The 14,987-nt window shown below is 61.2% G+C and carries 12 protein-coding genes; 11 read left to right on the top strand and 1 reads right to left on the bottom strand.

Features of this window, described 5'->3' with window-relative positions:
* The first annotated feature begins 4 nt into the window (after positions 1-4).
* The 9 genes from ACQKP1_RS24610 to ACQKP1_RS24570 all read left to right on the top strand — a co-directional run bounded on the left by ACQKP1_RS24610 (position 5) and on the right by ACQKP1_RS24570 (position 10,510).
* The gene (locus ACQKP1_RS24610; protein WP_427207527.1) at positions 5-994 is read left to right on the top strand and encodes a TRAP transporter substrate-binding protein; all 990 of its coding nucleotides are present in this window, start codon (positions 5-7) and stop codon (positions 992-994) included.
* 25 nt (positions 995-1,019) lie between these two features.
* The gene (locus ACQKP1_RS24605) at positions 1,020-1,574 is read left to right on the top strand and encodes a TRAP transporter small permease (protein WP_291093540.1); all 555 of its coding nucleotides are present in this window, start codon (positions 1,020-1,022) and stop codon (positions 1,572-1,574) included.
* A 10-nt stretch (positions 1,575-1,584) separates the two neighbouring features.
* Complete coding sequence (locus ACQKP1_RS24600) at positions 1,585-2,886, top strand: TRAP transporter large permease (RefSeq protein ID WP_427207529.1); 1,302 nt, start codon at positions 1,585-1,587, stop codon at positions 2,884-2,886.
* Between the two features lie 31 nt (positions 2,887-2,917).
* Positions 2,918-3,730, top strand: a complete 813-nt coding sequence (locus tag ACQKP1_RS24595) for a class II aldolase/adducin family protein (protein WP_427207531.1) — start codon at positions 2,918-2,920, stop codon at positions 3,728-3,730.
* A gap of 42 nt (positions 3,731-3,772) precedes the next feature.
* A complete protein-coding gene (locus ACQKP1_RS24590; RefSeq protein WP_427207532.1) occupies positions 3,773-5,209 on the top strand; it encodes an NAD(P)-dependent oxidoreductase in 1,437 nt (478 codons plus the stop codon).
* 3 nt (positions 5,210-5,212) lie between these two features.
* On the top strand, positions 5,213-6,466 hold the full coding sequence (locus ACQKP1_RS24585) for a glycerate kinase type-2 family protein (protein WP_427277362.1): 1,254 nt from the start codon (positions 5,213-5,215) through the stop codon (positions 6,464-6,466).
* Positions 6,467-7,570: 1,104 nt separating this feature from the next.
* Positions 7,571-9,511, top strand: coding sequence for a methyl-accepting chemotaxis protein (locus ACQKP1_RS24580; RefSeq protein WP_427207536.1), 1,941 nt, complete (start codon positions 7,571-7,573; stop codon positions 9,509-9,511).
* 64 nt (positions 9,512-9,575) lie between these two features.
* Positions 9,576-9,884: a hypothetical protein gene (locus ACQKP1_RS24575; protein ID WP_427277361.1), complete on the top strand. Its 309-nt coding sequence runs from the start codon at positions 9,576-9,578 to the stop codon at positions 9,882-9,884.
* Between the two features lie 209 nt (positions 9,885-10,093).
* Positions 10,094-10,510, top strand: coding sequence for an alpha/beta fold hydrolase (locus tag ACQKP1_RS24570; RefSeq protein ID WP_427277360.1), 417 nt, complete (start codon positions 10,094-10,096; stop codon positions 10,508-10,510).
* On the opposite strand, the gene ACQKP1_RS24565 is transcribed toward ACQKP1_RS24570, so the two are convergent.
* Positions 10,418-10,882: a DUF4238 domain-containing protein gene (locus ACQKP1_RS24565; RefSeq protein ID WP_427207540.1), complete on the bottom strand. Its 465-nt coding sequence runs from the start codon at positions 10,880-10,882 to the stop codon at positions 10,418-10,420. The two genes, ACQKP1_RS24570 and ACQKP1_RS24565, sit on opposite strands and share 93 nt — an antisense overlap.
* A gap of 164 nt (positions 10,883-11,046) precedes the next feature.
* On the opposite strand from ACQKP1_RS24565, the gene ACQKP1_RS24560 reads away from it, so the two are divergent.
* A complete protein-coding gene (locus tag ACQKP1_RS24560) occupies positions 11,047-12,171 on the top strand; it encodes a metallophosphoesterase family protein (protein WP_427207542.1) in 1,125 nt (374 codons plus the stop codon).
* Positions 12,168-14,792 carry an AAA family ATPase gene (locus tag ACQKP1_RS24555; RefSeq protein WP_427207544.1) on the top strand — a complete coding sequence of 875 codons (2,625 nt, stop codon included), beginning with the start codon at positions 12,168-12,170 and terminating at the stop codon, positions 14,790-14,792. Before ACQKP1_RS24560 ends, ACQKP1_RS24555 begins: the two co-directional genes overlap by 4 nt.
* Positions 14,793-14,987 lie beyond the last annotated feature (195 nt).

The raw sequence follows: 14,987 nt of genomic DNA, 5'->3' as shown, positions 1-14,987 counted from the left end.
CAACATGAACATGAAACTGAAAACGGCAGCCCTGCTGGCTGCAGTGGCTCTCTTTGCCACCGGTGCATCCGCACAAACCGTCCTTCGCCTCGGCCATGTCTGGCCAGATTCGGAAATCCACGCGGCGGCGGCGAAGAAGTTCGCCGACGACGTCGCGGCCGCCACGAACGGCGAGGTCAAGATCGAGATCCACGGCAACAGCACGCTCGGCAGCGACCGCGAACTGCTCGAAGGCATCAAGTTCTCGTCCAACGACATCTGGGTCGGCGGCGCCGGCGTGCTGTCGACGGCGTCCGAGACAGCCCGTATCTTCACGCTGCCCTTCATGATCCGTGACGTGAACCATTACAACGCCGTCTATGACGGCCCGGTGGGCGGCGAAATCACCAAGCGCATCCGTGACGAATCCGGTTACGAGGTCGTCGCCTACTGGCTGCGCGGCCCGCGCTGGCTGACCACGAAGGTCCCTGTGGAAAAGCCGGAAGATCTTTCCGGCCTGAAGATCCGCGTTCCCGACAGCCCAGTCACCGTGCAGTCCTGGAACCAGCTCGGCGCCTCCGCGACACCAATGAACTTCGGCGAGGTGTTCAACGCCCTCCAGCAGGGCGTCATCGACGGGCAGGAAAACCCGCTGTCGCTGATCCTGTCTTCGAAGTTCTCGGAAGTCGTGAAGCATCTCGTGCGCACCGAGCACGCCTACGAGCCGGTGGTGGTCGTCATGGATGCCGGCCGCCTCGTCGCTTTGCCGGAAGACCAGCGCAAGGCAATCGTCGATGCCGCCAACGGCGCCGCCAAGGCCTATGCCTCGGACGAGGTGCAGAAGGGCGAGCAGAGCTTCGTCAAGCAGCTTCAGGACGCTGGCATGACGCTGATCGAGCCGGACAAGAAGCCTTTCCAGGAGCGGGTCGGCACGGATTTTGTCCACAAGACGTTCGCCCCCGTCGCCGATCTCTACGACAGTGTCGCCGCTGTCGAGGCCCCGAACGGGCAGTAAGCCCGCGTAACCGAAAGATGCTTCGATGAAACCCTCGTCCAACGAGGCCGTTGTCGGCCTTTCGACGAGCCAGCAAGATCATCGCCCGAAATGGGCGATGATCCGATGGCTCGACATGCTCAACGCCCTGGTCCTTAATTTCCTGGCGGGCGTCATGGGCCTTCTCGCCTGTCTCGGGATCGCCCAGGTCGTGGCGCGCTACGTGTTGAAATCGCCTTTTGGCTGGTCGGAGGAGTTCATCCGTTTCGCGCTCATCTGGTGCGTTTTCCTCGGCGCAGGCGTCGTGGTGCGACGCGGCATGTTGGTCGCCGTCGAAGCGATCTTCATCGCCGTGCCCGCCTCCGTGGCACGTATCATAAGCGTCTTCAGCGTTGTCGTAAGCGTCGTCTTCTGGGCAATTCTCGTCTACTACGGCTGGACCGTCAGCGGCATGGTCGGAACTCTGATGTCCGGCTCGCTCGAACTGCCGATGCGCTACGTCTACCTCGCCATTCCGATCGGCGCGTTCCTCGCCCTCTTAAACACCATCGCTGTCGCCGTCGATCCGCCGCCGAGCGTGATCGTCCAGGCCGCAAGCTGAGAGGATTGCCATGTTTCCCGTCGCGCTCACCGCTTCCATGCTCGTCTTCTTCACCTGCGCGGTGCCGATCGCCGTCACGCTCGGCATGGTCTCGGCCATGGCCATGTACGGCTCCGGCATCCCGCTCCAGGCCATGATCCAGCGCATGTTCGCTGCGCTCGATTCCTTCCCGCTGACAGCCATTCCCTTCTTCATCCTCGCCGGCGCGCTGATGGAAGTGAGCGGCATCTCTACCCGCCTGGTCAATTTCGCCCAATCGCTCGTCGGCCGCGCCACCGGCGGCCTCGGCCTCGTCGCCGTGCTGTCGGCGATGTTCTTCGCCGCGATTTCCGGATCGAGCGCCGCTACGACGGCTGCGATCGGCGGCATCCTCATCCCGGCCATGGCGGCGCGTGGCTATTCGCGTCCCTTCGCCACTTCCGTGCAGGCCTCCTCCGGCGAGCTTGGCGTCATTATCCCGCCCTCGATCCCGATGATCATATTCGCGCTGACCGCTGGCGTGCCGGTCTCGATCGGCGATCTCTTCCTCGCTGGTATCCTTCCCGGCCTGCTGGTAGCCGGCGGCCTGATGCTGACCGTCTACCTCGTTAGCAAGCGCAAGGGCTATGGCAGGGCGAAACCCGGCGCGGCCGGCGACGGGCTCAGCCCGCAGCCCGGCGTGTGGGAAAGCTTCAAGGCGGCCATCCTGCCGCTCATGCTGCCGGTACTCATCCTCGGCGGCATCTATGGCGGCATCTTCACGCCCACTGAAGCCGCGGCGGCCGCCGTCTGCTTTGCGCTCATCATCGGCGTCATCGTGTTCCGCACCATCACCGTTGAGAAGCTGTTGACGGCACTGCGCTCATCTCTGCTCAATACCGTCGTCATCTTGCTGATCATTTCGGCGGCAAGCGTCTTCGGCTGGGTGCTGACGGCAAACCGCATCCCGGAGCTGATCTCGCAGGTCTTCGTGTCGATCTCCGACAATCCGCTGGTCTTCCTTCTGTTGATCAATCTGCTACTGCTTCTCGTCGGCATGTTCCTGGAGACAGGTGCCGCGATCACCGTGCTGGCTCCCATCCTGACGCCGGTGGCGCTGAAGATGGGCATCGATCCGATCCATTTCGGGATCGTCATGATCGTCAATCTCGCGGTCGGCATGACCACGCCGCCTGTCGGCGTCAATCTCTTCGTCGCCTGTCAGATAGCGGGGCTGAGGATCGAGCACATCATCCGCAGCATGCTGCCCTTCTACCTGTCGCTGCTGATCTGTTTGGCGATCATCACCTATGTGCCGGGCCTCACCCTCTGGCTTCCGCAACTGTTCAAGTAGTCGTCACGCCGACCAGCGAAGGAGGATTTCCATGCCGACCGCACAGCAGAAGAAATCGATCTACGAACCCGATCAGGAAGGCCTGCACTTCCCCCGCGAACCGGTCTTCCAGACGCTGGCGGAGGAACGCCAGCACCGCCGCGAGCGGCTGGCCGCGGTCTGCCGGATCTTCGCCCGCTACAAGTTCGAGTACGGCTTCGCGGGCCACGTCACGGTGCGCGATCCCGAGCACCTCGACCTGTTCTGGACCAACCCCTTCGGCATGAGTTTCTCGCGGGTGCGCGCCTCGGACCTCATCCTCGTCGATCACGCCGGCAAGGTTGTGGAGGGCACCTGGGCCGTCAATCGCGCCGGCTTCGTGCTGCATTCGGCGATCCACGAAGCGCATCCCGACATCGTCGCCTCCTGCCATGCCCACACCGTCAACGGCATGGCGTGGGCGGCGCTCGGGCGTCCGCTCGATCCGATCACCCAGACCGCCTGTGGCTTCTACGGTCATCAGGCGGTGATCACCGACGAGGCCGGCGCCGTGGTGGTGGAGAAGGGGGCCGGCAACAGCGTCGCCAACGCCTTCGGCAACGCTAAGGTCGCCATCCACCAGAACCACGGGCTGTTCAGCGTCGGGCGTCACAGCATCGACGAGGCCGCCTGGTGGTTCATCGCGCTGGAACGCGCCTGCGAAATCCAGCTGAAGGCCGAGGCGACTGGCTCGCCGCTGAAACTGGTCGCGCCGGAAAAGGTCGCCCATTCCGCCAAGCACCTTGCGACGCCCTTCATGGGGTGGCTACACTTCCAGCCCATTTACGACTGGATCATCCGGACCGATCCGGATCTGGTGAACTGAGCCTGACGCACCGCAGCGACCGGCCGAGAGGAAGACGAAACCATGTATGACACTGACGCCCGCCGGACCTACCGGATCCTCATCTGCGACCTGGTGGGCCTGCGGCCGGGGCCTGACGGCCGGCCGGACTGCTCCGAGGTGCGCCGACACGTCGAGCAGGCCGGCTGCACGTTCCACGATGGCGACGGCATCGTCGCTGCTGACATCGGCGGTGGCGGTATCCACTTCGTTTACCGGCCGGACCTGAACACCGCCGAAGACCTCGTCGCCGAAGCGGGTGATGGCCTGTACGACGCGGTGATCGCTGCCGCGACCGTCGTGCCGGCAGACACCGTTTTCCCCGAGGGCGGCGTTCGGATCGGGGCGGGCACGGGCAACATGCACTCCCGCTCCTGGGGCGGCGGATCGGGTCGCGGCGGCGCGGCGCCGCTGATGAACACGCCCGGCATCAACAGCCGCGCCACCGCGCAGATGGTGATGAAGGCGATCCTGCGCTTCCTGCCGGATCTGCCGTTCGACCTGCTGCACGAATGCTCCGTGTCCGGCCGTTTCGATACGGGCCGCGACCTCAAGGATTTCCCGACCGGGAAGCTGGAAGGCAAACGCATCGCCGTGCTCGGCTACGGCAATATCGGCCGCGAGGTCGCGCGCCTTGCTGATGCCTTCCGCATGCGGCCTGTGATCTATGCCCGCGAGCGGCATCGCCGCTGGATCGAAGCCGAAGGCTTCCGTTACGCGGCAACGCCCGTCGAGGCGTCCGCCGGCGCCGACATCGTTTCCGTCCATCTCGGCCTCGGTGCGGCCGATGCCACGACCGGGCGCTTCGCCAACGCCGGCCTTGTCGGCGATGCGATCTTCGATGCGGTCAGCCCCGGCGCGACGCTCGTCAATTTCGATCGCGGCGAACTGGTCGACGCCGCAGCCCTCGACACCGCGATGGGCGACGGCCGCATCCGTTTCGCCGCGATCGACGCCGACATCTTCAGAGACGCCGCGACCGGCGCGGTCTCCGGCCCACTCGCCCCCTATCTGCCGCTGGTGGAACGCCATGCCGGCCGCCTGCTGGTTCTGCCGCATGCGGTAGCCGACACCGACCATCCGTCGCGGGTGGCGGGCGCGAAACAGGCCGTAGACCAGATCCTCGAGGCGATCCGCTTCCGTCGCGTGGGCAATCTCAAGGGTGATCTCCCCGATGGCTATACCGCCGTGCCCGGCCGCGCGATCCACGGCATCGGCGGCGTTTCCGCCGGCACGTTGGCGGGCGTTGCCGAGGATGCGGACGTCGTGAAGCAATTCGCCGATATGGCCGGTCGACTCCATGATTTCTGGACGCGCCTTGCCGCCGCGGCAGATGCAGAAGAGCGACAGGCACTCTGCGCGGCGATGGGCGACGGCGTGATGCTGGACGTCAATCGGCAGGCCGCCCTGATAGGCGCACTCGGCCTTCATGGCCCCTTCACCGGCAAACCGCGGGACTAAGCGATGGACAAGCCTTTCCTCGCCGCCCTCTTCGACGTCGCCGTCCAGGCGGCCGATCCCCTGACCGGCATCCGCGCCCACCTGCCGGAGCCGCCGCCGAGCGGCCGCACAGTCGTTATCGGGGCGGGCAAGGGCGCGGCACAGATGGCGGCGACGCTGGAAACGCTCTGGCCCGGCCCACTTACCGGCATCGTCGTAACGCGCTACGGCTATGGCTGCGAGACGCGTGGCATCGAGGTGCTGGAGGCGGCGCACCCGGTTCCCGACGAGGCCGGGCTTGCAGCCGGCGCGCGGCTCCTCGATCTGGTTTCCGGCCTGACGGAAAACGATCTCCTCATCGCGCTGGTCTGCGGCGGCGGATCGGCGTTGCTGCCGGCGCCGCCCGAAGGGCTCACTCTCGCCGACGAGATCGCCGTCAACGAGGTGCTGCTCGCCTCCGGCGCGCCGATCTCGGCGATGAACATGGTGCGCAAGCACGTCTCGCGCATCAAGGGCGGGCGGCTCGCTGCCGCGACCCACGCCCGCGTCGTCAGCCTGCTGGTCTCCGACATTCCGGGCGACAATCCTGCCGCCATCGCATCCGGCCCGACGATCCCCGACGCCTCGACGCGTGCGGATGCGCTGGCGATCATCGCGCAGTACCGCCTCGATCTGCCGGCTGCCGTCATGACGCATCTGAACGGGCCGGCGGCCGACGCACCGATGCCCGACGATCCGGTCTTCGCCCGACACGAGCATCACATCGTCGCCTCGGCGCGCGTTTCGCTGGAGGCTGCTGCGGACGAGGCACGGGGCCGCGGCGTCATGCCGGTGATCCTATCGGATGCGATGGAAGGCGAGGCGCGCGACGTGGCGCTCGTCCATGCCGCGATCGCCCGCGAGGTGCTGGCGCGCGGCCGCCCGTTTTCGCGACCGGCCGTGCTGCTTTCCGGCGGCGAGACGACGGTGACATTGCGGGGAAGGGGCGGGCGGGGCGGCCGAAACGGTGAATTCGCGCTCGCCATGGCGCTTGCCATCGACGGCCACGCCATCGAGGTTCTGGCGGCCGATACGGACGGCATCGACGGCTCCGAGGACAATGCCGGCGCTTTCGCCGACGGAACGACAGTGCGACGTCTGCGCGCTGCTGGAATCGATCCGCGCGAAATGTTGGAACGCAACGATAGCTATACCTCATTCTCCACCATCGGCGATCTCCATAAGACCGGACCAACCGGCACAAATGTCAATGATTTCCGTGCAATCCTCATCCGGTGACCTCGGGTGGATCTGTCTTGCGAATAAACGGCGTGATCGAGCTGCGGCTGAGCAACTGCTAACAGGTGTGTACCACGCTTACGAACCGCTACCGACTAGCAGTGCTCTGAAGTGCTGCGATCGGGCCCGCCGCCGCTGCTTAGGGCCGAAATGGCGCCGACTAAGAACGCCATGGTGTCCGTTTCCATGGGATCTTTTCTTCATGGACCTTCCGCTTGCGCCCCCGCGCTAGAACCGAGAGCTCAGCGTTCTTCCTTTGGCCAATGGTGGACAGAGGAGAACTGAAATGGGTGTCTCACAATCGAACCTCGCGCAATGGCCGTCAGCAGAAGACACCTGGAGAAAGTCGGCTTGCGATGACATTTTCGCTGTGGCGTGTCGGACTCCGTCTTCGCCAAACGTCGTCATGACGAGCAGCCACAAAAGCTCGCCGCTAGCCGAGAGAACCAGGTGAAGCAAGTTGGCGATGCAAAAGACCTCCAGAAGTGCACGTCGGTCGAGCGTAGAGGAGATCGCGAACTAGAATGCGCGCAGGTCGACGATATCCGGGTGCGGGGGGGGGCAGTGACGCAGGAAAGCTGCAAAAGAGGATTTCTCGAAGAGCCTAAGCCGCCTGGATGCACTCATTCCTATCGGCATCTCGCATCGTTAGCTGAATAGCGCAGCCCTGCTATCGACCACACATGTCGACACCTGTCATGAGTGGCGATGAGCCTACCGAGATCTAAGCGTAGTATTCGTCAGGCGCGGACCTGAAAACGGAGGCGAGTTGAATTCGAAGACGCTATGACCTTGAATGTTCAAGAATGATCTATGTTTGCGTCGACCCCTACCGTTAGCGTCCAATATTGGGCCGGTCTAAAAATATTTTAAAATACTAAAATCTAGTTACCTTACTTTAATTGTCTGGCGACTAAAAATAGGAACCGGCACAGCATGAAGCGTTAACCATTTGTGGCTGAGCCGGAGCTGTCACGCGAGACAAGAGAGGCGCCCGGGGGGCCTGTCTTCATCACGGTGTGACGGTGAGCCAATTGCCTCAGGGGCTCATCAATGCCTCGCCACCGAACTGCATTTCCTTGGGTCCAAGGGGGACCGCTCAAAATGAAGAACGTTCCGATCATCGGGAAATTCATGATCATCATGAGTTTCTTCGGCTTATTTGCGATCGCCATCGCTATCTATAGCGACGTTCAGCTCACCAACACAGATGCGGCCTATCATGAGTTGCTCGAGGGCAATTCTGCTGCAGCACTCAATCTTGCCAGAGCCAACCGATCGTTGCAGGGGGCACGCGCGTCGTTGGGAGATCTCTTGATGTCCCGAACCGAAGAGCTGAACGCTAGGGCCTCGGCAGCACTCGAGAAATATAAATCTGACTTTCTGGCTTTCGTAGATAATGCGGCGGTCGCCATGCCGTCGAATGCCGAGATCCCGGCTCTGAAGGCTGCAGGCCTTGCCGTGCTTGAGCAGGCATGCCAGTCGACGCTTCAGGCAGCGGGCCAAGCGGCCTCCGAGGCTGACGTTGCCGCATCCCAACAGCTCTTCCTCACCCAATGCCAACCTGCCTTTGGGCCGGTCAGCGAAGAACTAGGCCGGGTAACATCGCTCATGGTTGAGGCGGCGGATAATAGAGGTGCAGCTCTGACCGAGAGCGTCACGCAAACAGCGATCGTAACGCTGGTTGCCAATATCGCGGGTGCGATCATCGCACTTGCTGTCGGCTTCTTTGCCATCAGGTCTTGGCTTGTTGTTCCAATCCGCAGCCTGGCGACTTTGATGACCAAGCTTGCCAATGGCGATCTTGACGTGGATGTGACGGGCCGCGACCGACGCGATGAAGTTGGCGGAATGGCTCAGGCAGTTCAGATCTTCAAGGATAATGGCTTGAGGACGCGTCAGCTTGAAGCCGAGGCCGAAGCGAACCGTGTGCTGAATGAGACCGAGAAGGAGCGGATTGACGCCGCCGATCGCAAACGCGCCCAAGAGATGGCAGCGGCCACATCCGGTCTGGCACAAGGGCTGAAACAGCTGGCTGATGGTAACCTTGGCTTCCGGCTTCGCGAACCATTCGCGGCCGAGTTCGAGGCGCTCAGAAGCGATTTCAACACAGCAGTATCTGAACTGGCTCAGACTATGAAGGCCGTAACCGAGGCGACCGGCTCGATCGACAGCGGTGCGCGCGAAATCAGCAAAAGTGCCGAGGATCTGTCGAAGCGCACCGAGCAGCAGGCAGCAGCCCTTGAGGAAACCGCAGCCGCTCTCGATCAGATTACCGCGAATGTTTCCAACTCCTCCAAGCGTGCGGAGGAAGCGCGCGGGATCGCAGCCCAGACGAATGACAGCGCCCGTCAATCCGCTACTGTGGTTTCGGATGCTGTCAACGCAATGCAGCGGATAGAACAGTCTTCAAACCAAATCTCCAACATCATCAGTGTTATCGATGAGATCGCCTTCCAGACCAACCTGCTTGCACTCAATGCCGGTGTCGAAGCAGCGCGGGCAGGCGACGCCGGTAAAGGCTTTGCCGTTGTTGCCCAGGAGGTGAGAGAGCTTGCCCAGCGCTCGGCGCAAGCAGCACGGGAAATCAAGGACCTCATCCGCAATTCTGCTGATGAAGTTGCCGTCGGCGTCCGCTTGGTCGAAGCGACTGGCGATGCCTTGAACGTCATCCAGAGCCAGGTTCTGACGATCAATTCTCAGCTGGACGCGATTGCGACGTCTGCCAAGGAGCAGTCTGTCGGCCTGGCCGAGGTCAACACAGCCGTCAACCAGATGGACCAGGTTACACAGCAGAACGCGGCAATGGTGGAAGAGTCCACTGCCGCCAGTGCCGCACTTGCCGGCGAAGTCGAGCGGCTTCGAGGTCGAATCCAGCAGTTTCAGCTGGGCGATGTAATGCCGTTCTCTCATGCGGGCCCAGTCGCAGTGTCGGGTGCTGCTCGGCCTGTCGCATCGCCGGCTCGTCGGATGCTTGCGAAAGTTGCCGGAGCCGTGGGGTTGGCCGCGGGAGCCACTTCAGCATCAGACTGGGAAGAATTCTGATCTTTGGGAAAGGGCGGGCGGCTTTTAGCCGCCCGCAATCTGATTGCAGAACAGTGGCACATTCATGAAACAGCAAATAGACGTCGCCGATATCCTCGACAAACTGGTCGAAAACTATGTGGCGCATGGTAATCAGCTGATCGCCATGCAGACTTTGGCGGCATTCATCATGGTCGAGATATCGTCGAGCAAGCCGGACCCCCAGCAATATCTCCTTGAGGTTGGCGCACGACTGAGCGGGTTGGCGGACATGACTGCCCGTGCGACGAAGGATGGAGCCGACACAGCCGATTACTCGTCGGCGGAGATTTCCGCGACGATCGAGCGGGTCAGTGCCATGATCGACGCGATTAACGGCGAAAACTTATCGTAAAGCATGTTTGGGCGAAATTCTGTTCCATCTGTGAAAGTCGCTACGAAGGCATCGACGCTAACCAGACGCTAGGACTTCCATGCGACACGAGCGCCGAAGTGGATCAAGTCTTCTTATGCTGCAACAAAAACGTCTCGGAAATTGATAATCGTCAGTTCCAAATGAGGGTCTCTTCCAGACCTTTTACTTGTCCTAAACTTTGAACATCCATGATTTCGCATATGCGGAAAAATTATCGCAAGTCCATGACGCAACCAGATCGACACGACAAATTCGCTATCAAGACTTTCGGCTCCAAGAGCAACCCCATGGTTTTTGCTCATGGACTGGGGTGCAACCAGACGATGTGGAGGGATGTTGCGCCTGCATTTCAGGGCACCCATCAGATCGTGATGTTCGATCTCATGGGTTTTGGCGATTCCGATACAAGCTATTTCTCTTACGAACGATACCAGTCCCTAGAAGATTATGCCGATGACTTCATCGAAGTTGTCGAAGAAACTTGTTCTGAGCCGGCTGTTTTTGTCGCTCACTCAGTGAGCGCTATGATCGGGGTGTTGGCCGCATGCAAACGGCCTGACTTTGACGAGGAACTCCTGGATGAACGGCGCTACAGCTCTCTCTAACCGACCAAACCAATATTCAATCGAATGGTCGCGCATACCGTTTTCATCAACAAGCGTATACAAGTGGTCCTCGACGAACAGGTTCGAGGGCTTCGAGACGCGCACCTGGCCGATGGGCATGCCGCGGCGCCAGAAGAATAGTCCCCCGCTCTCGTTGGCAAAGTTTCGCTGTACCATCTGTGGTACGTAATGATGGCGGTGCGGCGCGTTGCGGGACATAACGTAGACCTGATGTTCTGGCGGTATAAAATCTCTTTCGATCGCCGATGGAAGGGAAGGGTTGTCTGTTGCCTTGTGAACAGTTTCACACTCCCGCCCGAGCCAGTGTAGGTTGAAGAAGCCTCCGATGCCAGGATCGCGACGGTCGTTCATTCGCATTGTTGCCCAGCTTGAGGCCCGAGGCGCCTGAGCAGCGATTCATATGTCGACTGACGCCGCCGCTCGCACGAACTAATGGTGATCGCCGCGGAGAATGAGATAGACTTCAGCTAACATAACGCGGCAGATACTCGAACGCCTCTCAATACCCGGTAGTCATGTTTCGATTTATCCATTCCAGCGATCTTCATCTCGGAAAGCGTTTCGGCAACTTCGAGGGTGACTTGCCCAGCAGGTTGCGCGAAGCAAGACACCACGCGATCGCCCGGCTGGCTGCACACGCTCGCGAGCAAAATGCGACAACGGTGCTGCTCGCTGGAGACACCTTCGATACCGAGACACCTGCACCGCATGTGCGACGCCAGGCCTTTGCCGAGATGGCGCACGACCCCGCGATCAGATGGGTCATCTTGCCAGGAAATCACGATTCCCTGCAGGCGTCCCAACTCTGGACGACGCTGAAGGCAGAAGCACCAGAAAACGTTGTACTCGCGGTCGAGCCCCAGCCGATCGAATTGGCGAGCGGTGTCGTCCTGCTCCCCGCGCCGTGCACCACCCGCCGCCCTGGGCGAGACCTGACGGAATGGATGGATTGTCAAGCCACACCCGATGCCACGCTGCGGATTGGACTGGCTCATGGAGCCATTCGCAGTTTTTCAGAAGAGGCAGCCTCCTCCGAGGTGATTGCGCCAGACCGGGCAAGACGGGCAGGGCTCGACTATCTTGCGCTTGGCGATTGGCACGGCATGGTCAGTGTGGACCAGCGAACCCATTATTGCGGGACACCTGAGCCTGACCGTTTCAAGCACGACGCGCCGGGTACGGCTCTTCTGGTCACGATTGCAGGCTCGTCGGGTATCCCCGATGTTCAGGCATTGCCCACCGCGACGTTCGCTTGGCGTAACCTCGATCTTCATTTGCTTTACGGCGACGCCCCAGAGGCTGCTCTCAATACCCTGCTCCCGGCTCTACGAGAACGGAGGAACTCGCTGCTCCGGGTAGTGGCATCAGGGCATACTCGTCTTGCGGTGCGCGCTGAGCTCGTCGCCGCCGTTGAAAGGGCAGCTCCGGATTTTGCTTTTCTGGAGCTCGATCAGGATGGACTGGCCACAGAATGCGAGCTGGAAGACTTAGACCAGATCGATCGCGGCGGCGCTCTGCGTGAAGCTGCCAATGCGCTTCTTGCCGAGTCCACCGATGAACGTCGACCCCTGTCTGAGCGCGAAATCGCGCGGGCGGCCTTGATGCGCCTCTACTCCTATACCCAGGCGATTTCGCCATGAAGATCTCAGCCTTGCGTCTCTTCAACGTCAAACGGTTTGCCGGCCGCGGCGTTGCCATTGAAGGTATCGGTGATGGCGTGAACGTGCTTTGCGCGGCGAATGAGTTCGGCAAATCGACGAGTTTTGACGCCCTGCATGCACTCTTCTTCCAACCTCATTCCGGCACCCCGGGTGATGTTCAGAGGTTGCGCCCCTATAGTGGTGGCAACCCGTTGGTCGAAGCCGATATCACGACCGGCGAGGGCAGCTTCCGAATTACCAAGCAGTATTATGGTGCGAGGTCAGCCCGTGTGGTGGATCTTGGATCCGGCGGTCTCGTCGCCCAGGCGGATGAGGCAGAAAACTTCATCACCAGCCTGATCAGGGGAGGGACCTCCGGACCTGCAGGCCTCCTGTGGGTGCGCCAAGGTATCACCGGCATTGAAAAACGAAGCCGGACCGAAGAGGAGGGCGAAAAGCAGGTTCGTCAAAGCCTGCTCGAATCCGTCCAGGGCGAGGTGGAAGCCGTCACTGGCGGGCGTCGGATGGCCGAGATCATGGCGGCCGTGAAAGAGGCCCTCGCAGACATGGTCACGGCGACCGGCAGACCGAAAGCTGGCGGTCGCTATGCAGCTGCGATCGAGGAACGGGAGAGGCTCGCCGCGGATGAGGCGCGGCTGGCAGCCGAGGTGACCCGATTGCGCCAAGCGCTGGATCAACGCGCGAGTGCAGCAGCGCGACTTGCCGAACTCGACAGTCATGCAGAAAAAGAAGAGCGCAGGACTGCCATTCAGGCAGCCCAGAGCAGGTTTGATGCCGCCAAGGCGCAGAACGAAAAGCTGAAAACGGCAGAAGCGGAACTGAAGCTTGTCCGCGAAAGGCGAAACGCAGCAGAGCGGGAATTCAAGGCGTTCACTGAAGCTCGGGAAAAGGCAGTCCTTTTGCAAGAAGATGTAGCTTCCGCAGAGAATAATAGGGCTGAAGCGATAAGGCGGCGCCGGCAGGCAGCCGATGCGATCGAAAAGGCTCGTGAGAACGTGGATCTCGCGGAGGCTGATGAGCAGGAGCTCCGCGAGCGGCTAACGCGCTTCGACGCGGCAACTAAGGCACACGAGGCGCACAAGCGCCTGGCCGACCTGAAGCAGCAATTGGGCGAGGCGGAGCAGCTACGTCAGAGCATTGAAGAGGGTGAGGCTCAAGTCGCACTTCTGCAAATCCCGACAACGTCCATTGAAGCACTGCAAGCATCCGAAGTCGAAATCGCCAAGCTGCGTGCCATCGTTGAGGCCGCTCGCCCGTCAGTCTCAATCCATTACGAAGCCGATACAGCCGAAACGGTAACCCTCAACGGCGAGCCCTTGGCAGATGGCGAAGACCGGACGTACGACGGGCATGCTCGGCTTGAAGTCGCAGGAATTGGGACAATCACCCTACGCTCGAACCGCCCCGGTCGGAGCGACAACCAACTGGTGCAGGCAGAAGCGGCAAGAACCGCCCTTCTTGCGTCAATGGACGTCGATAGCCTTTCTGCAGCGCGAGACAGGCAGGCCCGGGCACAGCAGGCCGATTCTGACTTACGGGCGTTGAAAGACCGGCTGTCTTTCATTGCTCCAGAGGGACTGGCGAAACTGAGAGAGGAAGTCGAAGTAGGTAGTACGATCAGCCTTGAGGGTCTCGACCTGAATGAGGATCCGGCGATGCTTCGCAACGCGCTGGCACAAGCCGAAGAACGCCGCAAGCAGGCGCGTCTCGCCCTCCGTGAGGTAGAGCCAGACCAGTCTCGTGCCGATGACGCCTTCGTAGCCGCGGAGACGCGATTGGCGTCTCTGATTTCCGATCAGACGCAATTGGCTGCGATCCTCGGGCCGGAAGTAGCGCGTGCTGAGCGTGAGCGCTTGTTGTCGGCCACGCTAACCGATTTGGAGCATTCGCTTTTGGAGGCTGAGGCACATGCCCTGCAACTGGGCACAGATGCCGGTGATCTCGCGTCGATCGAGGCGGCGCTGACGCGTGCTCGCTCGATCGAAGCAGCAGTCGACAAGGAAATAAATGCACTGCGGGAGACCATGGCCGGCCTGAACGCAGAGATCCGGGCACAATCCGACGAAGCCGTGGAAGAGAAGTGGCGGGAGACTTCGGAGGCACTCACTGCGGCGATTGCGCGGGTGGCTGCGTATGAGAAGGAGGTGGCTGTCCTCCAGCGTGTGACCACCGCCTTGGAAAATGCCAGGTCTGAGGCTCGTGAACTCTATCTCAAACCTGTCATGGCTGAGCTCGGACCGCTGCTGAGACTGCTCTTCGACGATGTTTCAATCACCTTCGATGACAAGACGCTTCTACCCCAGACTATTCTGCGCAATGGTCAGGTAGAGGATGTCGACCGCCTGAGCGGCGGGATGCGGGAGCAACTGTCAGTGCTGACGCGCCTAGCCTTTGCGAGGCTTCTCGCCCGTGATGGCCGGCCGGCCCCCGTTATCCTGGATGATGCTCTGGTCTATTCGGACGACGACCGTATCGAGAAGATGTTCGACGCACTGCACAGGCAGTCTCGAGACCAGCAGATTATCGTGTTCTCCTGTCGCCAGCGGGCGTTTCAGAAGCTCGGAGGAAACGTGCTAAAGATGAAGGATTGGCAGCCGTAGAGCCGACAAGGTCAGTGTCGAAGGCTAGCCTATCGTCGCTAGTGAACTTGCTTAATCATTCGAAGCTGCGTCTTCCTCCAACAAAATGAAGGCTCGCACGGGGCTTGTCGCAAAGTCAGGTTCGGCCCGCAGTTTGCCCTTGAATCGGGTGCGCTTCACGCTTTGTTAACCTTTTGAAGTCCGAAGAGGCGCGCG

The sequence above is a fragment of the Allorhizobium sp. NPDC080224 genome, assembly GCF_050281005.1.
Taxonomy (GTDB): Bacteria; Pseudomonadota; Alphaproteobacteria; order Rhizobiales; family Rhizobiaceae; genus Allorhizobium.
The sequence above is the reverse complement of the archived record's forward strand: the minus strand, read 5'-3'. Positions and strand labels throughout refer to the sequence as shown.